General features: G+C 70.7%; 22 protein-coding genes. 14 read left to right on the forward strand and 8 right to left on the reverse strand.

Annotated elements, in window-relative coordinates:
* Positions 1 to 9 precede the first annotated feature (9 nt).
* The 6 genes from HA630_RS14290 to HA630_RS14315 all read right to left on the reverse strand — a co-directional run bounded on the left by HA630_RS14290 (position 10) and on the right by HA630_RS14315 (position 6,175).
* Positions 10 to 747 carry an amino acid ABC transporter ATP-binding protein gene (locus HA630_RS14290; protein ID WP_166835488.1) on the reverse strand — a complete coding sequence of 246 codons (738 nt, stop codon included), beginning with the start codon at positions 745 to 747 and terminating at the stop codon, positions 10 to 12.
* Between the two features lie 22 nt (positions 748 to 769).
* The gene (locus tag HA630_RS14295) at positions 770 to 1,438 is read right to left on the reverse strand and encodes an amino acid ABC transporter permease (RefSeq protein WP_166835490.1); all 669 of its coding nucleotides are present in this window, start codon (positions 1,436 to 1,438) and stop codon (positions 770 to 772) included.
* Between the two features lie 2 nt (positions 1,439 to 1,440).
* Positions 1,441 to 2,196, reverse strand: a complete 756-nt coding sequence (locus HA630_RS14300; protein WP_166835492.1) for an amino acid ABC transporter permease — start codon at positions 2,194 to 2,196, stop codon at positions 1,441 to 1,443.
* Positions 2,197 to 2,280: 84 nt separating this feature from the next.
* The gene (locus HA630_RS14305; protein ID WP_166835494.1) at positions 2,281 to 3,180 is read right to left on the reverse strand and encodes a transporter substrate-binding domain-containing protein; all 900 of its coding nucleotides are present in this window, start codon (positions 3,178 to 3,180) and stop codon (positions 2,281 to 2,283) included.
* A gap of 129 nt (positions 3,181 to 3,309) precedes the next feature.
* Positions 3,310 to 4,245, reverse strand: a complete 936-nt coding sequence (locus tag HA630_RS14310) for a LysR substrate-binding domain-containing protein (protein ID WP_166835496.1) — start codon at positions 4,243 to 4,245, stop codon at positions 3,310 to 3,312.
* Entirely contained in the window at positions 4,226 to 6,175 is a 1,950-nt protein-coding gene (locus HA630_RS14315; protein WP_166835498.1) for an ABC transporter ATP-binding protein/permease, read from the reverse strand. The genes HA630_RS14310 and HA630_RS14315 overlap by 20 nt, the downstream gene beginning before the upstream one ends.
* Positions 6,176 to 6,191: 16 nt before the next feature.
* On the opposite strand from HA630_RS14315, the gene HA630_RS14320 reads away from it, so the two are divergent.
* Genes HA630_RS14320 through HA630_RS14335 form a run of 4 tightly spaced genes read left to right on the forward strand, consistent with a single transcriptional unit; the run spans position 6,192 to position 9,773 of the window.
* Positions 6,192 to 6,623 (forward strand): acyl-CoA thioesterase, encoded by a 432-nt coding sequence (locus HA630_RS14320; RefSeq protein WP_101048114.1) that lies wholly within the window; start codon positions 6,192 to 6,194, stop codon positions 6,621 to 6,623.
* Between the two features lie 60 nt (positions 6,624 to 6,683).
* The gene (ilvA, locus tag HA630_RS14325; RefSeq protein WP_166835500.1) at positions 6,684 to 8,267 is read left to right on the forward strand and encodes a threonine ammonia-lyase, biosynthetic; all 1,584 of its coding nucleotides are present in this window, start codon (positions 6,684 to 6,686) and stop codon (positions 8,265 to 8,267) included.
* A gap of 28 nt (positions 8,268 to 8,295) precedes the next feature.
* Positions 8,296 to 9,150 (forward strand): adenosylcobinamide-GDP ribazoletransferase, encoded by an 855-nt coding sequence (locus tag HA630_RS14330; protein ID WP_166835502.1) that lies wholly within the window; start codon positions 8,296 to 8,298, stop codon positions 9,148 to 9,150.
* A 2-nt stretch (positions 9,151 to 9,152) separates the two neighbouring features.
* Entirely contained in the window at positions 9,153 to 9,773 is a 621-nt protein-coding gene (locus HA630_RS14335) for a histidine phosphatase family protein (RefSeq protein WP_371809255.1), read from the forward strand.
* Here HA630_RS14335 and HA630_RS14340 read toward each other — a convergent pair whose 3' ends face one another.
* Together HA630_RS14340 and HA630_RS14345 are read right to left on the reverse strand one after the other, a co-directional pair.
* Positions 9,774 to 11,159 (reverse strand): alkaline phosphatase PhoX, encoded by a 1,386-nt coding sequence (locus HA630_RS14340; RefSeq protein WP_166835504.1) that lies wholly within the window; start codon positions 11,157 to 11,159, stop codon positions 9,774 to 9,776. It lies immediately after the preceding gene.
* 116 nt (positions 11,160 to 11,275) lie between these two features.
* Positions 11,276 to 11,734 (reverse strand): general secretion pathway protein C, encoded by a 459-nt coding sequence (locus HA630_RS14345; protein WP_166835506.1) that lies wholly within the window; start codon positions 11,732 to 11,734, stop codon positions 11,276 to 11,278.
* A 22-nt stretch (positions 11,735 to 11,756) separates the two neighbouring features.
* Here HA630_RS14345 and gspG point away from each other — a divergent pair, with 22 nt between their 5' ends.
* From gspG to gspE, 10 genes are read left to right on the forward strand one after another with little or no spacing between them, the layout of a single operon-like run.
* On the forward strand, positions 11,757 to 12,197 hold the full coding sequence (gspG, locus tag HA630_RS14350; RefSeq protein WP_166835508.1) for a type II secretion system major pseudopilin GspG: 441 nt from the start codon (positions 11,757 to 11,759) through the stop codon (positions 12,195 to 12,197).
* Positions 12,198 to 12,662, forward strand: a complete 465-nt coding sequence (locus HA630_RS14355; RefSeq protein ID WP_166835510.1) for a prepilin-type N-terminal cleavage/methylation domain-containing protein — start codon at positions 12,198 to 12,200, stop codon at positions 12,660 to 12,662.
* Positions 12,659 to 13,036, forward strand: a complete 378-nt coding sequence (gspI, locus tag HA630_RS14360; RefSeq protein WP_166835512.1) for a type II secretion system minor pseudopilin GspI — start codon at positions 12,659 to 12,661, stop codon at positions 13,034 to 13,036. Before HA630_RS14355 ends, gspI begins: the two co-directional genes overlap by 4 nt.
* Positions 13,033 to 13,737 carry a prepilin-type N-terminal cleavage/methylation domain-containing protein gene (locus HA630_RS14365; protein WP_166835514.1) on the forward strand — a complete coding sequence of 235 codons (705 nt, stop codon included), beginning with the start codon at positions 13,033 to 13,035 and terminating at the stop codon, positions 13,735 to 13,737. The genes gspI and HA630_RS14365 overlap by 4 nt, the downstream gene beginning before the upstream one ends.
* Positions 13,738 to 13,741: 4 nt before the next feature.
* Positions 13,742 to 14,710, forward strand: a complete 969-nt coding sequence (gene gspK, locus HA630_RS14370) for a type II secretion system minor pseudopilin GspK (protein ID WP_166835516.1) — start codon at positions 13,742 to 13,744, stop codon at positions 14,708 to 14,710.
* Positions 14,711 to 14,747: 37 nt separating this feature from the next.
* Positions 14,748 to 15,965 carry a type II secretion system protein GspL gene (gene gspL / locus HA630_RS14375; RefSeq protein WP_166835518.1) on the forward strand — a complete coding sequence of 406 codons (1,218 nt, stop codon included), beginning with the start codon at positions 14,748 to 14,750 and terminating at the stop codon, positions 15,963 to 15,965.
* The gene (gene gspM, locus HA630_RS14380; protein WP_166835520.1) at positions 15,962 to 16,453 is read left to right on the forward strand and encodes a type II secretion system protein GspM; all 492 of its coding nucleotides are present in this window, start codon (positions 15,962 to 15,964) and stop codon (positions 16,451 to 16,453) included. Before gspL ends, gspM begins: the two co-directional genes overlap by 4 nt.
* Positions 16,450 to 17,253: a type II secretion system protein N gene (gene gspN / locus HA630_RS14385; protein ID WP_166835522.1), complete on the forward strand. Its 804-nt coding sequence runs from the start codon at positions 16,450 to 16,452 to the stop codon at positions 17,251 to 17,253. Before gspM ends, gspN begins: the two co-directional genes overlap by 4 nt.
* A gap of 4 nt (positions 17,254 to 17,257) precedes the next feature.
* Positions 17,258 to 19,453, forward strand: a complete 2,196-nt coding sequence (gene gspD, locus HA630_RS14390) for a type II secretion system secretin GspD (protein WP_166835524.1) — start codon at positions 17,258 to 17,260, stop codon at positions 19,451 to 19,453.
* A gap of 8 nt (positions 19,454 to 19,461) precedes the next feature.
* Positions 19,462 to 20,916, forward strand: coding sequence for a type II secretion system ATPase GspE (gene gspE, locus HA630_RS14395; protein ID WP_166835526.1), 1,455 nt, complete (start codon positions 19,462 to 19,464; stop codon positions 20,914 to 20,916).
* Positions 20,917 to 20,920: the final 4 nt, after the last annotated feature.

A 20,920-nucleotide genomic window follows, 5' to 3' on the forward strand; every position in this document is an offset into this window, starting at 1 on the left:
CGGCCGGTCTCAGTGCTGCAGGATCTTGTTCAGGAAGTCCTTGGTGCGCGGCTGCCGCGCGTCGGGGTTGCCGAAGAACTCGTCCTTGGAGCAGTCTTCCAGAATCTTGCCGCCCACATCCATGAAGATGACGCGGTCGCTGACCTTGCGGGCAAAGCCCATTTCGTGGGTCACGCACATCATGGTCATGCCCTCGCCGGCCAGGCCCACCATCACATCCAGCACCTCGCCCACCATCTCGGGGTCGAGCGCGCTGGTCGGCTCGTCGAACAGCATCACGATCGGGTCCATGCTCAGCGCCCGGGCGATGGCCACGCGCTGCTGCTGGCCGCCGGAGAGCTGGCCGGGGAACTTGTCCTTGTGCGCCATCAGGCCCACGCGGTCCAGCATCTTCAGGCCACGGGCCTGGGCGTCGCTGGCGTTGCGGCCCAGCACCTTCACCTGGGCCAGGGTCAGGTTTTCGGTCACGCTCAGGTGGGGAAACAGCTCGAAGTGCTGGAACACCATGCCGACGCGGCTGCGCAACCGGGGCAGGTTGGTCTGGGGGTCGTGCACCGCCTGGCCGTCGACCCAGATCTCACCTTTCTGGATGGGCTCCAGCGCGTTGATGGTCTTGATCAGGGTGGACTTGCCCGAGCCCGACGGGCCGCACACCACCACCACCTCGCCCTTCTGGATCTGGGTGGAGCAGTCGTGGAGCACCTGCACCGGGCCGTACCACTTGGACACATGTTTGAGTTCAATCATCGCAATACTCCGCAAGCCGTGTTCAACGGACGATGGCAATCTTCTGGTGCAGGCGCCGCACGCCCCAGGACAGCGCAAAACAGATGACGAAATAGACCAGCGCGGCCATCAGGTAGGCCTCGATCGGGCGGCCGAAGTTCTTGCCCGCCACTTCAAAACCTTTGAGCATGTCGTAGGCACCGATGGCGTAGACCAGCGAGGTGTCCTGGAACAGGATGATGGTTTGCGTCAGCAGCACCGGCAGCATGTTGCGGAAGGCCTGGGGCAACACCACCAGCCGCATGTTCTGGCCGTAGGTCATGCCCAGCGCCTGCCCGGCAAACACCTGCCCACGCGGGATGGACTGGATGCCGGCGCGCATGATCTCGCTGAAGTAGGCGGCCTCGAAAGCAATGAAGGTGATCACCGCCGACAGCTCGGCCCCGATGGGCCGCCCGATGAGGAAGGGCACCAGCAGGAAGAACCAGAGGATGACCATGACCAGCGGGATGCTGCGCATGCCGTTGACGTAGAGCGTGGCCGGCAGGTCCAGCCACTTGCGGCCCGACAGGCGCATGAGCGCCAGCACGGTGCCGAACAGGATGCCGCCCACCGTGGCCACCACGGTCAGCACGACACTGAAGCCCAGGCCCTTGAGGACGAAGTTGGCGATCAGGTCCCAGTTGTAGAACGACCAGTCGAGGTTGCCCATGGTCAATGCCCCCCTGTCCCGCCGGCCACGATGAAGCCCGGCACGCGCGAGCGCTTCTCGATGAACGCCATGACGCGGTTGATGGCGAAGGCCGACACGATGTACAGGCCCGTGACGGCTAGGTAGACCTCGATGCCACGGCCGGTTTCCTCCTGCGCCTGCATGGCGAACATGGTCAGTTCGGCCACCGACACCGCGAACGCCACCGAGGAGTTCTTGAAAATGTTCATGGTCTCGCTCGTCAGCGGCGGGATAACGATGCGCAGCGCCATGGGCAGCAGCACGTAACGATAGGTCTGCGCGGTGGTCAGCCCCAGCGCCATGCCGGCGTAGCGCTGGCCGCGCGGCAGCGCCTGGATGCCGGACTTCACCTGCTCGGCAATCCGCGCCGAGGTGAACAGGCCCAGCGCGATCACCACCAGCACGAAGCCGGGCACGCCCTTGAGCGCCGGGACCAGCGCGGGCACCACGTGGTACCAGAGGAAAATCTGCACCAGCAGCGGGATGTTGCGGAACAGCTCCACCCAGGCGTTGCCCAGGCCGACCACCACCGGGCGGTGGGGCAGCGTGCGCAAGGTGCCCACGACCGCCCCCACGGCCAGCGCCAGCACCAGCGCCAGCAGCGACACCGACACCGTCCAGCCCCAGGCCGACAGCAGCCAGTCGAGGTAAGTGATGTCACCGCCCTGGCCGAAGCAGCGCTCGCCCACCTCGCGGGTGATGGTGTCTTCGCAAAAGACCTGCCAATCCCAGCTCATCGGGGACTCCTTTGACTCGCGAACAAGAAAAACACCCCCTGCGCCTCGGGGCGCGCGGGGGTGACTCCCGGGAAACGCCGTGGCTTACTTCTTGGCGTAGTCTTCCATCGGCTTGTCGTTGGGGTTGGCCCAGACGGCCTTGGTGGTGTCGGACAGCGGCATCTTCAGGTTGACGTTGGCCGGCGGAATCGGCTGCATGAACCACTTGTCGTAGAGCTTGGCCAGCGAGCCGTCGGCGATCTGGCGCTTGATGCTGTCGTCCACCGCCTTCTTGAAGGCCGGGTCGTCCTTGCGCAACATGCAGGCAATGGGTTCAACGCTCAGCACCTCGCCCACGATCTTGAAATCGGCCGGGGCCTTGGACTTGGCGATGTTGGCCGCCAGGATGGAGCCGTCCATCACAAAGGCGTCGGCGCGGCCGCTTTCCAGCAGCAGGAAGCTGTCGGCGTGGTCCTTGCCGTAGATTTCCTTGAAGTCCACGCCGTTGGCGCGCTCGTGTTTGCGCAGCGTCTGCACCGAGGTGGTGCCGGTGGTGGTGGCCACGGTCTTGCCGACCAGGTCCTTGATGGACTGGATGCCGCCGTTGGCCTTGACCGCGATGCGCACCTCCTCCACGTAGGTGGTCACGGCAAACGCCACGTCGCGCTGGCGCGCGGTGTTGTTGGTGGTGGAGCCGCACTCCAGGTCGACGGTGCCGTTCTGCACCAGCGGGATGCGGTTCTGCGAGGTGACGGGCTGGTACTTGACGTCGAGCTTGGCCAGGCCGAGCTGTTTTTGCACGTCGGCCAGCACGCGTTCGCCCATTTCGGTGTGGAAACCGACGAACTTGCCGCCGCCGAGGGTGAAGCTCAGGCCCGACGATTCGCGCACCCCAAGGGTGACGCTGCCGGACGATTTGATTTTGGCGAGGGTGTCGTTGGTTTGGGCGATGGCGGCGGTGGCGGCCAAGCCCAGCGCGGCGCAGGCGATCAGGGTTTTCTTCATGCGAGCTTCCTTGAACGGTTCAGGGGTGGAACGGTCGGCCCATTCTAGGAGCCGAACCGCGTTCGGGGCATGGGGGAACTACGCAAGCGCCGTGCCCGGCACTGTCGCATCAGGCGGTCAGCAGGCCCATCAGGCCGGCTGATGCGGCCGGGCCTGGACGGCGGCGGCCACGTCGTCCCAGAAGGTCTGGGCGGCGCGCTTGCCCTTGTGGCCCGCGGCGCGGTAGAGGCGGATGTCGAGCTCGCCGCGCCAGTCGGCCCCCGGGGGTGCGGCACCGACCAAGCGGCCGTCGCCCAGCGCCTGCTGCACCGAGCTGGTGGGCAGAAACGCCACGCCGTGGCCCTCGATGGCCATGGCTTTCAGGCTCTCGGACATGTCGGTTTCGTAGACCCGGTCCAGGTGCACCGCCTGGCCGGGCTGGCGCAACACCCAGTCCACCACCCGACCCAGGTAGGCCCCGGGGGCGTAGGCCAGGAAGGGCACCGGCGCGCCGGCGCTGCCGGGCAGGCGGTGCAGCGGCTCGCCCTGGGCGTCGGGCTTGACGTAGGGGGCCAGCACCTCGTGCCCGAGCGAGAGCATTTCGTAACGCTCGGTGTCGAGCTGGATCGGCTGGGAGGCGTGGTGGTAGGCCAGCAGCAGGTCGCAGCTGCCTTCGGTCAGGCGCAGCACCGCGTCGTGCACGTTCAGGGCGATGAGCCGGCTCTTGACCGGCCCGACGGTGGCGCGCAGGCCCGACAACCAGGCCGGGTAGAAGGTGAAGGCCAGGGTGTGGGGCACCGCGAATTCGATGGTGTCCTTGGCCACCGCGGTGTGCTGGCGCAACATGGCGCGGGTGGTCTGCAGGGTGTGCAGCATCTCCAGCGCCTGCTCGTGCAGGGTCTGGCCGGCCGGGGTCAGCCGCGTGGGGTAGGAGGAGCGGTCCACCAGGTCGGTACCGGCCCAGGCCTCCAGCGACTGGATGCGGCGCGAGAAGGCCGGCTGCGTCACATGCCGCAACTGGGCCGAGCGGCTGAAGCTGCGGGTTTCGGCCAGGCTGACGAAGTCTTCAAGCCATTTGGTGTCCATGCGGGCCTCCGATGGGGGTGGCGGGCGCCGGCGAAACGTCGGCCGCCCCGCTGCCGTCGCCCCCGCTTTGTTGCAGCGCCCACATCTGGGCGTAGCGGCCACCGGCGGCCAGCAGCTCGGCGTGGCGACCGCGCTCGACCACGGTGCCGTGTTCCAGCACGATGATCTCGTGCGCGTCCACCACGGTGGACAGGCGGTGCGCGATCACGAGCGTGGTCTTGTTCTGGGCGGCGCTTTTCAGTTCGGCCTGGATGGCGCGCTCGTTGGCGCTGTCCAGCGCCGAAGTGGCCTCGTCAAAGATCAGGATGGGCGGGTCCTTGAGCAGGGTGCGCGCAATGGCCACGCGCTGCTTTTCGCCGCCCGACAGCTTGAGCCCGCGCTCGCCCACCACCGTGGCGTAGCCCTTGGGCAGCCGCTCGATGAAGGCGTGGATGTGCGCGGCCTGGGCCGCCTGCACCGCCTCGGCCTCGGTCGCGTCGGGGCGGCCGTAGCGGATGTTGTAGCCGATGGTGTCGTTGAACAGCACCGTGTCCTGCGGCACGATGCCGATGGCGCGGCGCACGCTGCCCTGTGTCACGGCGCGGAGGTCCTGGCCCGCGATGGTGATGCGCCCTTCCCTGCCGTCGTGCCCATCGCCCGGGCGGCCCACGTCGTAGAAGCGGTAAAGCAGCCGCGCCAGGGTGGACTTGCCCGAGCCCGACGGCCCCACCACCGCCACCGTCTTGCCCGGGGGGATGGTGAAGCTCACGCCGTGCAGGATTTCCCGCTCGCGCTCGTAGGCGAAGTGCACGTTCTCGAAGCGCACCTCGGGCGGGCCGTCCAGCCGCAGCGGCTGGGCGCCGGGGGCGTCGGCGATCTCGCGCTCCTTGTCCAGCAGGGTGAACATCTTGTCCAGGTCGGTCAGGCCCTGCTTGATCTCGCGGTACAGCACGCCCAGGAAGTTGAGCGGGATGTAAAGCTGGATCATGAAGGCGTTGATCATCACCAGGTCGCCCAACGTCATGGCGCCGCTGGTCACGCCCACGGTGGCGCGCCACAGCATGGCCACCAGCGCGGTGGCGATGATGAGCTGCTGCCCCGCGTTGAGCAGCGACAGCGTGGTCTGGCTTTTCAGGCGGGCGCGGCGCAGGCGCTCCAACGCCTCGTCGTAGCGCCGGCCCTCGAAGGCCTCGTTGTTGAAGTACTTGACGGTTTCGTAGTTCAGCAGCGAGTCGATGGCCTTGGTCTGGGTGGCCGATTCCATCTCGTTCATGTGGCGGCGGAACTGGGTGCGCCATTCCGTCACTCGCACGGTGAAGAACACGTACAGCACCAGCGCGGCCAGGGTGGTCCAGACGTACCACAGCTCGAACTTGATGCCCAGCAGCGCCAGCACCAGCGCCACCTCCAGCAGCGTGGGCAGGATGCTGTAGAGCGAATACGAAATGAGCGACTGCACGCCGCGCGTGCCGCGTTCGATGTCGCGCGTCATGCCGCCGGTCTGGCGCTCCAGGTGGAAGCGCAGGCTGAGTTCGTGCAAATGGCCGAACACCTGCAGCGCGATGGCGCGGGTGGCGCCTTCGGTGGCCTTGGCAAAGATCAGCTCGCGCAACTCGGTGAACAGGGTGGTGGACAGGCGCAGCAGGCCGTAGGCCAGCAGCAGGCCCACCGGCACCACCAGCAGCGCCTCGCTGCCCGGCGGCAGGCCCAGCAGCGACTGGCCGGGCGCGGGGGTGAGCGCATCGACCAGTTCCTTGAGCAGCAGCGGCACGCCCACGTTGGCCAGCTTGGCCGCCACCATGAAGCCCAGCGCCGCCGCCACGCGCCAGCGGTACTGCCACAGGTAGGGCAGCAGGCGGCGCAGCACCGCCCAGTCCGTGCGCGCCGCCGCCGGCGGGCTGCCGGGCGCGGCGGGGGAGGCAACGGGGGGGCTGGAGGCGAGGTGGCGCATGGATGACAATAGACAGATGAACACGCCCATTGTGCCCCCAAGCCCCGAGACGCCGCTGGTGTCGGACCTGCCGCCGTCGGACAAGACCCTGGTGCTGAAGGTGATTCCCATGCCGGCGGACTGCAACGCCAACGGTGACATTTTCGGCGGCTGGGTCATGGCCCAGGTGGACCTGGCCGGCTCGGTGCTGCCGGCGCGCTACATGGGCGGGCGCTTCGCCACCGTGGCGGTCAACCAGTTCATCTTCAAACAGCCGGTGAAGGTGGGCGACATCCTGAGCTTTTACGGCAACGTCACCCGCATCGGCAACACCTCGATCTCGGTGCAGGTGGAGGTGTTTGCCGAGCGCTTTGGCGCGCAGGGCCAGTTCGTCAAGGTGACGGAAGCGTCGCTGACCTACGTCGCCATCGACGACCAGGGCCGCCCGCGCCCGGTGCCCAAGCGCTGACCCACGGGCGCGGGGTTTTATGATGCGGGTTTGCCCACCCCGCCACGGCCGCCCGCCACCATGCCCAAGAAAACCGCCGCCCCGTCCCCCGTCGTCACCACGCTCACCCCGGCCGACTACCTGATCAAGATCCTCAACGCCCAGGTGTACGACGTGGCGGTGGAGTCGGCGCTGGAGCCCGCCAAGAACCTGAGCCGGCGCCTGCACAACCAGGTGCTGCTCAAGCGCGAGGACCAGCAGCCGGTGTTCAGCTTCAAGCTGCGCGGGGCGTACAACAAGCTGGCGCACCTCACGCCCGAACAGCTCCAGCGTGGTGTCATCTGCGCCTCGGCCGGCAACCACGCGCAGGGCGTGTCGCTGGGCGCGCACAAGCTGGGCGCGCGTGCGGTCATCGTCATGCCGACCACCACGCCGCAGGTCAAAGTGGACGCGGTCAAGGCCCTGGGCGGCGAGGTGGTGCTGCACGGCGACAGCTACTCCGACGCCTACCAGCACTCGCTGAAACTGGAACAGGAACAGGGCCTGACCTTTGTCCACCCTTTCGACGACCCGGACGTGATCGCCGGCCAGGGCACGGTGGCCATGGAAATGCTGCGGCAGCTGCAAAGCCTGGGCAGCCAGCGGCTGGACGCGGTGTTCGTGGCCATCGGCGGCGGCGGCCTCATCAGCGGCGTGGCCAACTACATCAAGGCGGTGCGGCCCGAGGTGAAGGTCATCGGCGTGCAGATGAACGATTCGGACGCGATGATGCGCTCGGTGGCCGCGCACGGGCGCGTGACCCTGCCCGACGTGGGCCTGTTCAGCGACGGCACCGCTGTCAAACTGGTGGGCGAAGAGACCTTTCGCATCAGCAGCGAACTGGTCGACGGCTTCATCACCGTGGACACCGATGCGGTCTGCGCCGCCATCAAGGACATTTTCGTGGACACGCGCAGCATCGTCGAACCGGCCGGCGCGCTGGCGGTGGCCGCCATCAAAAAGTACGTGGCCGAGCGCAAAACCCAGGGCGAAACCTACGCCGCCATCCTGTGCGGCGCCAACATGAACTTCGACCGGCTGCGCTTCGTGGCCGAGCGCGCCGAGGTGGGCGAAGAGCGCGAGGCCCTGTTTGCCGTGACCCTGCCCGAAGAACGCGGCAGCTTCAAGCGCTTTCTGGAAGCCATCGGCAACCTGCCGGGCGGCCCGCGCAACGTCACCGAGTTCAGCTACCGCATCAGCGACGCGAACCAGGCCCACGTGTTCATGGGCCTGACCACGCGCGGCCCCGGAGAAAGCGCCAAGATCGCCGCCAACTTCGGCAAACAGGGCTTCGCCACGCTGGACCTGACGCACGACGACCTGGCGCAGGAGCACATCCGCCACATGGTGGGCGGGCGCTCGGCGCTGGCGCAGGACGAGCGGCTGCTGCGCTTCGTCTTCCCCGAGCGGCCGGGCGCGCTGCTGAAATTTTTGAGCCTGATGCGTCCGGGCTGGAACATCAGCCTGTTCCACTACCGCAACCAGGGGGCGGACTACGGCCGCATTCTGGTCGGTCTGCAGGTGCCCGCCAAGGACGGCAAGGCCTTCCAGAAATTTCTGGATACGCTGGGCTACCCCTATGTGGAAGAGACCGAGAACCCGGTGTACCGGCTGTTCCTGAATTGACGCCGGTCTGGCGTTCCACGGCCCTGCCATGCAAGCCCTGAAGCACTTTTTGCTGGCGCTGCAGTTCTTCACCCGCCTCCCCGTGACCGGGGCGCTGGCGCGGTGGGTGGGCTACAGCCCGGCCATGTTGCGCGCCAGCGCGGCACACTTCCCCGGCGTGGGCTGGGTGGTGGGCGCGGCGGCGGCGGGCGTGTACGGGGCGCTGTGCTGGCACCTGCCGCCGGTGGGCGGCATCACCTGGGTGGCGGCGGTGTTCTGCACCCTCGCCACGGTGTTGCTGACCGGCGGCTTCCACGAGGACGGCCTGGCCGACCTGACCGACGGTCTGGGCGGCAGCTACCGGCGCGAGCGCGCGCTGGAGATCATGAAGGACTCGCGCATCGGCGCCTTCGGGGCGATGGCGCTGGTGCTGGCGCTGCTGGCCAAGGTGGGGCTGCTGGCGGTGCTGGGGCAGTTGTCGCTGGCCGGCGCGCTGCTGGCGCTGTGGCTGGCGCACGTGGCCTCGCGCACCTGGCCGCTGCTGACCATCCGTTGGCTGCCCCACGTGGGCGACGCGGCGGGCAGCAAGTCCAAGCCGCTGGCGGACCAGATATCGACCGGCGCCCTGTGGGCCGGCGCGCTGTGGCTGGGGCTGGCGGTGGGGCTGGCAGGGTGGGCAGCCCACACGCTGGCGCCGCCCTGGCTGGGCGGGCTGGTCAGCGGCGAGCGCACCGCCGCCGTGCTGGCCTGGGGGCTGGGGGGGTCGGTGGCCGGCTGGGCGCTGGTGCACTGGCGCTTGAAGGTGCGGCTGCAAGGCTTCACCGGCGACGGCCTGGGCGCGGCCCAGCAGGTCAGCGAAATCGGCTTTTACCTGGCCATGGCGCTGGCCATGGGCGCACGCTGACCGTGGCCACGCTGGAGTTGTGGCTGGTGCGACACGCCCGGCCACTGGTGGAGCCTGGCGTCTGCTACGGCCGGCTGGACGTGCCCGCCGACCCGGCCCACACCGCCGCCAGCGCCCAGGCCCTGACCGCGGCGCTGCGAGCCGCTCAGGGCGCCACTGCCGAACCGCTGCCGCTGTGGACCTCGCCGCGCACCCGGGCGCAGGCCCTGGCCCAAGCGGTGGCGCAACACCCCCCGGCCGGACTGTACCCACCCCTGCAGGTGGACGAACGCTTGGCCGAAATGGACTTTGGCACCTGGGAGGGCCGGCGTTGGGACGCGCTGCCCCGCGCCGAACTGGACGCCTGGACCGACGACTTCCACCACCACCGCCCCGGGGGCGGGGAACACGTGGGTGGCTTTCTGGCCCGGGTGCGGGATGCGCTGGATGCCTGCCACCGGCAGGCCCAGGCCCTGGGCGCGCGCCGGGCGGTCTGGGTCACCCACGCCGGGGTGGTGCGCGCGGTGCAGGTGTGGCTGGCACAAACGCCGCAGCCGCTGCGGGCCCGGGACTGGCCCACCGCGGCGTGCGACTTTGGCGCCTGGCAGGTCAGGCACTGGCCCGACCCGCCGGTCAGGGGTTGATCAGGCCTGGCCCTTGCGCCACGGACCTTCGATCACCAGCGTCAGCCCCGGGCTCTGGATGTTGACGAACATGAAGCGGCCGTTGTGCGAGAAGCAGCTGCCGCAGAACTCGCCGCCGGCGGGGGTCAGGTTTTCGGCCACCTGGAACAGTTCGCCGTTGGCGTGGACGCCCACGATGAAGTTGCGGTTGCCACCGTCCTCGTTGAGGTAGAGGCGGCCGTCCGGGCCCACGGTGATGTTGTCCGGCGCGTCCAGCACGGCGCGGTCGGTGGAGTCGACGATGACCGACAACAGATTGCTGCGCGGGTCGTAGGCGAACACCTGGCCGGCGCCAATTTCGCCGCCGCTGGTGCAGGTGAAGTAGATCTTGTCGTTGCCGTACCAGATGCCTTCGCCGCGCGCGAACTGGGCCGCGGCCTTGGCCTTGCCCTGGTTGCGGCAGGAGTTGGCGTTGTCCAGCGGGTCGGGCGTGTCGATGGCGACCCATTCCACGGCCTGGGGCACGTTGAGCTGGAACACCCCTTTGGCGGTGACCAGGCGGGTGGCCACGTCGCCTTTGAGCTTCAGCGCCTCCAGTTTGCCGCCGGCCGCCAGCTGGCCCGGCACACGGGGCACAAAACGGTAGATCAGGCCGTCACCGCGGTCTTCGGTCTGGTAGACGATGCCGGTGCGCGGGTCCACCGCGATGGCTTCGCGGTAGAAGCGGCCCATGGCCACCAGCGGCTCGGCCTTGACCGGGCCTTCGGCCAGGGCGGGCACCTCGAAGGCGTAGCCGTGGCGGCGCTGGTAGGTGCCGGAGGCCAGGGACTCGTTCTCTTCGCAGGTGATCCAGGAGCCCCAGGGGGTCGGGCCACCGGCGCAATTGTTGTTGGTGCCGCCCAGCGAGGCAAAGTCGCGCAGCAACTGGCCGGACTCGTCCAGCACCAGGGTGGTGGTGCCGCCGTTGCAGTAGGTGTCGAACTTCAGATCGTCGCTCACAGCGACGCCGGTGGCATCGCCGTAAATGGCTTGGCGGTTGCTCAGTTCGTGGTTGCGCACCAGCACGGTGGTGCCGCGCGGGCCGCGGAAGGCGGCCATGCCGTCGTGGTCGCCCGGCACCAGGGAGCCGTCGCTCATTTTCTGGCCGGTGCAAGACACCACGCGGTAGCTGAAGCCGTCGGGCAGGGAAACCAGGGCCTGGCCGCGCAGGTCGAAATTGACGGTGCCATCGGCGCGGACGGAAAACACCTCTTGGGTGTTGAGCGGCAGCATCGGCTTGAGCGGGCCGAAACCGGGGCCGAACGCCGGCACACCGCCGGTGGCGGCGCGGGCGTGGAAGGCGGCGAGCGGGGCCATCAGGGCACCGGCGCCCACCAGTTTGACGAAATCACGGCGTGAATTGGACATGGGGATTGCTCCAAAAGATGGGTGGAAATCAGACTGCCAGCCAATACCGGCAGACCAATTCACTGTAGGCAGCACCCATGACAACGCCGGGTCGAGACCGTGAAGAAATGATGAATTCAGCGCACCGCTGGCAAGCGCACGGTGGCCGCGCCTTGCCCGCCGGGGCCCGCCAGGACGGCGTGGTCGCGGCCCAGCGCCTCCAGCCGCCAGCCGTCGGGCAGCCGTTCCCCCAGCCGCACCGGGCGCACCGGCTCACCCGGCGCCAGCAGCAGGGCCACGCCCCGGCCTTGGGCTCCGGCCACCACGCCCAGCAGGGTATGGACGGGCGCGGCGGACGCCGCCGGTGGCCCGGCCGATGCGCGGTCGTTGTCTGTACCGCCCAGGGCCCGCGCCATGGCCTGCACATCGACCCAAGGGACTGGGGCGACCGACGCTGGCAAGGGCTCGGCCCGCGGGGAGTGCGCCAGACGCAGGCCCCAGTGGGCCACAGACCCACCCACCAGTCCCCACACAGCCCACGACAGCAGCCGCGGGCCCCAGGTGCGGCCCCGCGCAAACGGTAACAAATTGGTCATGTTGGAAAATTATGCTGTGCGCATGCGTCAAATTCATGTCACCCAGTCCCGCCCCGGCCAGCGGGGGTTCACCCTGATCGAGCTCATGGTCGTGCTCGTGGTGATCGGGGTGCTGGCCGCCCTGATCGTGCCCAACGTGCTCGACCGCGCCGACGACTCGCGCATCACCGCCGCCCAGAACGACGTCAACAACCTGCACCAGGCGCTCAAGCTGTACCGGCTGGACAACCACAGCTACCCCACCGCCGAACAGGGCCTGCAGGCCCTGGTGCAGCGGCCCACGGTCGGGCCCGCGCCCGGCAAATGGCGGCCGTACATCGACAAGCTGCCCAACGACCCCTGGGGCCGGCCCTACCAGTACCTCAACCCCGGCGTGCACGGCCCGGTGGACGTGGTGTCGCTCGGCGCCGACGGCCAGCCCGGCGGCGACGGCCCGAACGCGGACCTGGGCAGCTGGCAGTAAGTGATCCAGGACCTGCTTGTCCGGCCCCGACGCGACGCCGGCTTCACCCTGCTGGAACTGCTGGTGGTGCTGCTGATACTGGGGGTGGCCGCTGGTGCCGTGGTCCTGGGCCTGCCCGACCCACGGGCCGGCGCCCTGGAACGCGAAGCGGTGCGCCTGGCGGCCCAGTTGGAAGCGGCGCGCAGCGCGGCGCGCGCCACCGGCCAGACCCGACACTGGCGGCCCACCGCCTCGGGCTACACCTGGGAACCGAGCATGGCGGCCGACGCCCAGCACTGGCTGGAACCCGACACCCAGGTCCAGGTGCTGGAGCCGGCGGGCGCGGACCGGCTGGTCCTGGGCCCCGAACCCATCCTGCCGCCGCAACGCCTGCGGCTGACCCTGGGCGACCTGCGCGCGGACATCGCCAGCGACGGCCTGCGCCCGTTTGCCCGCGTGGCCGCCCCCCCCACGGCCCCGCCATGAGCCCGCACCGGCGCACCGAACGCGGCCTGACCCTCATCGAGGTGCTGGTGGCCCTGTCCATCCTGGCCATCGGCCTGATGGCCGGCCTGCAGGCCAGCGCCAGCCTGACCCGGCTGGCCGAACGCCAGCAGCAACAATGGCTGGCACAGCTCTGCGCCGACAACGCCCTCGTCGCGGTGCGGCTGCAACCCCAACCGCCGGCCCTGGGCAGCCGCAGCCACGGCTGCGACCAGGGCGCGCACCGCTTCCGCGTGCACCTGCACGTCCAGCCCACGCCCAACGCCCAGTTCCGCCGGCTGCAAGCGTCGGTGGAAACGGCCGACACCCCGGCCAGGGTGCTGGTGGACCTGGTTACCGTCGTGGGGCGGCCGTGAACCCACCCTCCCGACGTGCCCCACCTGGCGCCACTGGGCGACCTCACCAAGGCGGGCTGACCCTGATCGAACTGCTGGTGGCCCTGTCCATCATGGCCGCGCTGTCGGTCATGGCCTGGCGCGGCCTGGACACCCTGGCCACCACCGAGGCGGTGGTGCGCGAACAGACCGACGCCTGGGCGGCTTGGCAGACCAGCCTGGCCCAATGGAACACCGACCTGGACCGGCTGCAGGACACCCAGGTCGTGCCCCCCTTGTTGTTCGACGGCCAGCTGCTGCGACTGGTGCGCCGGGCCGGCGCGGACACGCCGGCCGGCTTGCAGGTGGTGGCCTGGGCGCTGCTGCCAGACCCGCTGGCCCCGGCGGCCGGCACGCGCTGGTACCGCTGGTCGTCGCCACCGCTGCAAGACCGCGCCGCGCTGGAAAACGCCTGGGCCGCCGCCGCGCAGTGGGCGCGCGCGCCCACCGGCCCCACCGCGGGGGTGGGCACCGCCCTGCCCGCGGCCAGCGCCTGGCAGCTGTACTACCACCGCGGCGGCGCGTGGAGCCACCCCCTGTCGGCCAGTGGTGGCCCAGGCGCCGAAGGCAGCGTGCCCGACGCCATCCGGCTGGTGCTGACCCTGGACGGGGCCGGCCCCGCCCGCGGCCGGCTGACCCGCGACTGGGTGCGACCCGATGCCGGCCACGGGCAGGCGGGCTGACGCCATGCGCCGGCGTTCGCGCGGCAGCGCGCTGCTGCTGGCCCTGCTGGTCGTGGCCGTGGTGGCCACCTTCAGCGCCCAGGCCTACTGGCAGCAACACCGGGCCTGGGCCGCCGAACAGGCCGAACAGCACCGGCTGCAATCGCGCTGGCTGCTGGCCGGCGCCCTGGACTGGGCCCGGCAACTGCTGCGCGAAGACGCCCGCGCCAGCGCCATCGACCACCTGGGCGAAGCCTGGGCCCTGCCGCTGGCAGACACCCCCGTCACCGCCTTCCTCAGCGCGGACGGCCGGTCCGACGACCCCGGCCTGCCCGAGGCCCTCCTGGCCGGTCGCATCACCGACCTGCAGGGGCGCATGAACCTGCGCAACCTGCTGCGGGGCGAGGAGGACCGCCCGGTGCGCTCGGACGAGGACCTGGCCGCTTTCCGCCGGCTGTTCGCGGCGTTGCACTTGCCCGACACCGAACTGGAACGGCTGGTGACCAGGCTGCTGCAGGCCCACCACGGCGACCCCGAAGCCGGCAGCGCGCCCACACGGCCCCTGCCGCCCCAACGCTTCGGGCAACTGGCCTGGCTGGGGCTGGCGCCGCACACCCTGGACGCACTGGCCCCCCACGCCACCTGGCTGCCCGAACGCACGCCCTTGAACCTGAACACCGCCGGCCCGCTGGCGTTGTGGGCCAGCGTGCCCGGGCTGGAGCTGGCGCAAGCGCAACGGTTCGTGGGCCAACGCGGACAGGCCCCGCTGCAACGTCCCGTCGAGGCCCGCCCACTGCTGGGCAACGCCGAACTGCCGGCCGACCGCTTCGCCACCGGCAGCCAGTACTTCGAGGTGCAGGGCCGTGTGCACTGGGATGGGCACACCCTGCACGAGCGGTCGCTGGTGCGGCGCAGCGGCCTGGACTTGCACACCCTGTGGCGGGATCGGGACGATCCGTCACCGGACCGTCGCCGTTCTGTCACACAGCCTTGATACGCTGACCGGCTCCATCCCGACCCGAACCGTTCCCGTGCTGCTGCTCTGCCCCACCTCGCTCCCCGCGCCCGACACGGTGTGGACATGGGCGCGGCTCGACCCCGAACGGCGCACGGTCCAGGCGCACGGCAGCGCGGGCTGCGGCGACTGGCCCCGGGGCGGCCCCGCCCAGCTCTGCCTGCCACCCGACTGGGTGTCCTGGCACCGGGTTCAGCTGCCGCGGGTGAACGCCGCCAAGCTGCACGCCGCCCTGCTGGGGCAGCTGGAAGACCACCTCCTGTCCGAGCTCGACGCGGTCCACCTCGCCCTGCCGCCGGACTTCCGGCCGGGACCGGCAGCCGACACCTGGGTGGCGGTGTGCCACCACGGTGCGCTGCAGGCCTGCCTGCGGGACCTGCAGGCGGCGGGCCAGCCCCTCGCAGGCGTGCTGCCCGCGCTGGTGCCCGGCGACGCCGCCACGGTCTGGGTCCACGATGGGCCCGACGGATCCGGCTGGCTGGGCCTGAGCGGCCCGCAAGGGGTGCTGTCGTACCCGCTGCCGGCCGACGACCATGCCACCGCCGACTGCTGGCCCCTGGTGACGGCGTGGGCCGACGCCGACCGCCTGCGCGGCCACGCCACCGCCGACCGACTGGCCTGGGCCCGCAGCCACCTGCCCGGGCTGGACTGGACCCCGCAACCCGCCCTGGCGCCGTGGCTGCACAACCTGCAGCAGGGGTGGAACTTGGCGCAATTCGCGCTGGCCCAGGCCACCCGTTCCCGCCGGAGCAGTGGCCTGGCCGCGGCCTGGCGGCAGGGGTTGCTGGGCCCCGCCTGGCGCCCGGCGCGCTGGGGCCTGGCGGGCGTGTGCCTGGCCAACCTGCTGGGGCTGAACGCGGTGGCGTGGCAGGAACGCGCCGCGGTGCGCCAGCTGGAGCGGGACACCCAGGCGGTGCTGCGCGCCACCTTCCCCCAGCTGGGCGTGGTCCTGGACGCCCCGCTGCAGATGCAGCGCGAGGTGGCCGCCCTGCGCCAGGGGCGGGCAGAACCCGAGGCGCACGACCTGGCCGCGCTGCTCAGCGCGATCGGCCGCACGGACCCGCCAGCGCCGCTGGAAGGGCTGCGCTACAACCCGCACGAACTCGTGCTGCGTGCGGCCCCAGCCCCCGGGCACACCCCGACCCCGTGGCAACCCGGACTGCAGGCACTGGGCTGGACGCCGTCGGCCGCCAGCGGCGGCACCCACACCTTCACCCGGACGTCTCGGCCATGAAACGGTTCGCGTTCCCACCCTGGCAGCGCCTGTCGCCCCGGGACCGCCGCGCCTTGGCCGTGTTGCTCGCCCTGCTGGGCGCGGGCCTGGTCTGGGCGGTGGCGGTGCGGCCGGCCTGGCACACCCTGCGCAACGCGCCTGCTGTGCGGGCGGCCGCCGAACAGCAATGGCAACGGGTGCGCGCCCTGGCCGACGAGGCGCAACAACTCCGGGCACGGCCCCCATCCGCCACCCCGGACCGGGCCGCGACCCTGCAGGCGCTGTCGCAAGCCACCGAAGCCACCCTGGCCCAAGGCGCCACCTTGCACCCCCAGCCCGACCGGGTGGTGGTCACCCTGATCGCCGCCCCTCCCCCCGCGCTGGCCCAGTGGCTGCAACAGGTGCACCGGGAGGCCCATTTGCTGCCACTGGAAACGGAGCTGCAACGCAACGCCCCGGACTGGAGCGGCACCATCGTGCTCACCGGCCCGGGGCTCTCAGCGCCATGAGTGCGCCACCCTCTACCGTGCGGTGGCCGCGGCCGGTCGCCACGCTGGCGCTGGCCTGGGGGCTGCTGGCCGGCACACTGGTGGGCGCACCGGCGGCCTGGCTGGCCCATGGCGTGGCCTGGGCCAGCGGTGGCCGTCTGCTGCTGCTCAACCCCCACGGCACCGTCTGGCAAGGCCAGGCGCAGGCCGTCGCCGCCGGGGGCCGCCAGCGCCAGCACCGACACCTCATCGCCCACGAGATCCGCTGGCGGCTGCGCCCGGCGTGGTCGCAGGGCCCCGGTCTGGCCTGGCAACTGAGCCTGCCCTGCTGCGCCACGCAAACGCTGGAGGGCCGGGTGCTGGCGCAACGCACCGGTATCCACCTGACCGTTCAGGGCTTCCAGGCCCATGCCCCACTGGATGGCTGGGCTGCCCTGGGCTCGCCCTGGAACACCGTGCGCCTGCAAGGCCGGCTGCAACTGTCATCCCCCGGCCTGTCGGCGCAGTGGGACCGGCGCCAATGGCGGCTGCAGGGCAGCCTCAACGCGGAATTGCACCACCTGCGCTCGGCGCTGTCGCCCCTGCCGGTGCTGGGCAACTACCGGCTGCGGCTGGTGGCCCCGCCCGATGGCCCGCCCCAGGTGGCGCTGCAGACGCTGTCCGGGGCCTTGCAACTGTCGGGGCAGGCCGAAGCGCGGCCCGCGGGCTGGCGCTTTCGCGGCCTGGCCGAAACCGACGCCGCCCACCTCGGCGCCCTGTCCCATTTGTTGAACATCCTGGGGCGCCGCGACGGCCTGCGCACCCACATCACCCTCGGATGACCCCATGCCCGCTCCGTTTCACTCCCACCCCACCGTTGCCGGACTGCCCGTATCCCCACGCCCACGCGCCTGGCGGGCCCGGGGCCTGGCCTGGGCCCTGGCCGCCGCGCTGACCAGCGCCCACGCCCAGACCCCGCCGCCGGCGGTGCGTCCGGGCGAGCCGGTCACGCTCAACTTTGTCAACGCCGAGATCGAGGCCGTGGCCCGGGCCATGGCCTCCCTGTCCGGGCGCCACGTGGTGGTGGACCCGCGCGTGCGCGGTACCCTCCACCTGGTCACCGAGCGGCCGGTCAGCCCCGCCACCGCGGTGGACCAGTTCGGCGCCGAGCTGCGCCTGCGCGGCTTTGCGCTGGTGGAGTCGCAAGGGCTGTACAAGGTGGTGCCCGAAGCCGACGCCAAGCTGCAAAGCGCCACCGTCATCGACGACAACGCCCCCGCGCGCGGGCAGCAGATCGTCACCCAGGTGTTCCGCCTCACCCACGAAAACGCCGCCAACCTGGTGCCGGTGCTGCGCCCCCTCATCAGCCCCAACAACACGATCACCGTCAACCCGGGCACCAACGCGCTGGTCGTCACCGACTACGCCGACAACCTGCGCCGCCTCGGCCGGCTGGTCGCGGCGATGGACGTGGCCCAGGCCACCGACGTCGAGGTGATTCCGCTGCGGCACGCGCTGGCCCACGACCTGGCGCCCCTGCTGCTGCGGCTGATCGAAGGCGAAGGGGCCGCCGGCGGTGCCCCGGGCGCGGCCCCCGGGGCCGCAACGGGCGGCAACGGCTTTCGCACCGTGCTGCTGGCCGACCCGCGCAGCAACAGCCTGATCCTGCGCGCGGCCAACCCCGCGCGGGTGGCCCTGGTGCGGTCGCTGGCGGACCAGCTCGACCGTCCCAGCAGCGACCGCGCCAGCGGCAACATCCACGTGGTCTACCTGAAAAACGCCGACGCCACCCAGCTGGCGGCCACATTGCGCGCGGCGCTGGCGGCCGAACAGGGCGGAAGCAGCGGTGCCGCCCCTGGCGCGTCCGCCAACGCGCCACGCGCGGCCGCCCCAGATGGCGCCGCCAGCCCCGCCGGCGGCGCGGGCACCGCCGCCACCCCCGCCACCGGCGGCCAGATCCAGGCCGACCCGGCCACCAACGCCCTCATCATCTCCGCGCCCGAGCCGCAGTACCGCCAACTCCGCGCCGTCATCGACCAACTCGACACCCGGCGTGCCCAGGTGTACGTGGAAAGCCTGATCGCCGAGGTCAACGCCGACAAGGCCTCGGAATTCGGCATCCAGTGGCAGGGGGCCCTGGGCCGTGCCGGCGACAGCGTCATCGGCCTGCTGGGGACCAACTTCGGGGCCGGGGGCAGCAACATCATCAACCTGGCGACCCAGAACGCCGGGGCCGGCCTGGCCCCCAGCGCTGGCCTGAACATCGGCCTGGCGCAGCGCACCAACGGCGTGTACGTGCTCGGCGCACTGGCCCGCTTCCTGGAACAGTCGGGCGAGGGCAACATCCTGTCCACCCCCAACCTGCTGACGCTGGACAACGAGGAGGCCAAAATCGTCATCGGCCAGAACGTGCCCTTCGTCACCGGCCAGTACACCAACAACAACAGCAACAGCGGCTCGGTCAACCCGTTCCAGACCATCGAGCGCAAGGACGTCGGCCTGACCCTGCGCGTCAAGCCCCAGATCAGCGAGAACGGCACCGTCAAGATGGCCATCTTCCAGGAGGTCAGCAGCGTGCTGGCCTCGTCGGTGGACTCGCCCTCGGGCCTGATCACCAACAAGCGCTCGATCGAGTCCAGCGTGCTGGTCGACGACGGCGCGGTGGTGGTGCTGGGCGGCCTGCTGCAGGACGAGTACGGCGGCAACCAGGAAAAGGTGCCTGGCCTGGGCGATGTGCCGCTGTTCGGCAACCTGTTCAAGAGCGAAAAGCGCAGCCGCAAGAAAACCAACCTGATGGTGTTCCTGCGCCCGGTGGTGCTGCGCGACCCACAGCAGAGCGCCACCCTGACGCTGGACCGCTACGAGCTGATGCGCGCCGCCCAGACCGGCCAGCAACCCCAGCCCAGCGTGGTGCACAGCGTGAACGACGCCCCCGCCCTGCCCGCGCTGGACCTGAGCCACCCGCGCGTGCCGCTGCGGGTGCTGGGGGCCGGCCAGGACCTGCACCACCTGCCCGTGACCCCGCGCACGCCCGAGCGCTGAGGCCGGCCATGCACAAGCCCTACCCGCTGCCTTACGCCTACGCGCGCGAGCACCAGGTGCTGCTGCACGGCACCGGCGCCCAGCCCGTGTTGTACGCCCCGGCCGGCGCCGCCCGGCTGGACCCCGCCGCCCGCACCCGGCTGTGGAGTGCGCTGGGCGAAATCCAGCGCCAGCACGGCCCCTACAGCCTGCAGTGGGAGGAACCGTCCGCGCTGGCCCAGCGCATCAGCGCCGCCTACGCCAACCTCGACCAGTCCAGCGCCGCCGCCGTGGTCAGCGAGGTGGAAAACGACGCCGACCTGGGCCGCCTGATGCAGGCCCTGCCCGCCATCGAAGACCTGCTGGAAACCGCCGACGACGCGCCCATCATCCGCCTGCTCAACGCGCTGCTGACCCAGGCCGCGCGCGACGGCGCCAGCGACATCCACATCGAGCCCTACGAGCGCCACTCCAGCGTGCGCTTCCGGGTGGACGGCACGCTGCGCGAGGTGGTGCAGCCCCAACGCGCCCTGCACGCCGCGCTCATCAGCCGGCTGAAGATCATGGCCGAGCTCGACATCGCCGAAAAACGCCTGCCGCAGGACGGCCGCATCAGCCTGCGCCTGGGCACCCGCGCCATCGACGTGCGCGTGTCCACCCTGCCCAGCGCACACGGCGAACGCGCGGTGCTGCGCCTGCTCGACAAGTCGGGCAACCAGCTCACGCTGGAGGCGGTGGGCATGCACGGCCCCACCTTGCAGCGGTTCGAGCGGCTGATCGCCCAACCCCACGGCATCGTGCTGGTCACCGGGCCCACCGGCTCGGGCAAAACCACCACCCTGTACGCGGCGCTGCAGCGGCTGGACGCGCAGCGCCTCAACATCATGACGGTGGAGGACCCGATCGAATACGAACTGCCCGGCATCGGCCAGACCCAGGTCCACGCCAAGATCGACCTCAGCTTTGCCAAGGCCTTGCGCGCCATCCTGCGGCAAGACCCGGACGTGATCATGATCGGCGAAATCCGCGACCAGGAAACCGCGCAGATCGCCATCCAGGCCTCGCTCACCGGCCACCTGGTGCTGGCCACGCTGCACACCAACGACGCGGCCAGCGCCGTCACCCGCCTGACCGACATGGGCGTGGAGCCCTTCCTGCTGAGCAGTTCGCTGCTGGGCGTGCTGGCCCAACGCCTGGTGCGCAAGCTGTGCCCGCACTGCCGCCGGCCAGACGAACACGGCGAATGGCACCCGGTGGGCTGCGGGCACTGCGGCCACAGCGGCTACGCCGGGCGCACCGGCATCCACGAACTGCTGGTGGCCGACGACGCCCTGCGCGCCCTGGTGCACAACCAGGCCGCCGAGGCCGAGGTGCGCGCCGCCGCCCTGGCCGGCGGCACGGTGCTGATGCGCGACGACGGCGAACGGCTGGTGCGCGACGGCACCACCAGCCGGGAAGAACTGCTGCGCGTGACGCGGGACTGAAAGC

Source organism: Aquabacterium sp. A08 (assembly GCF_011742065.1).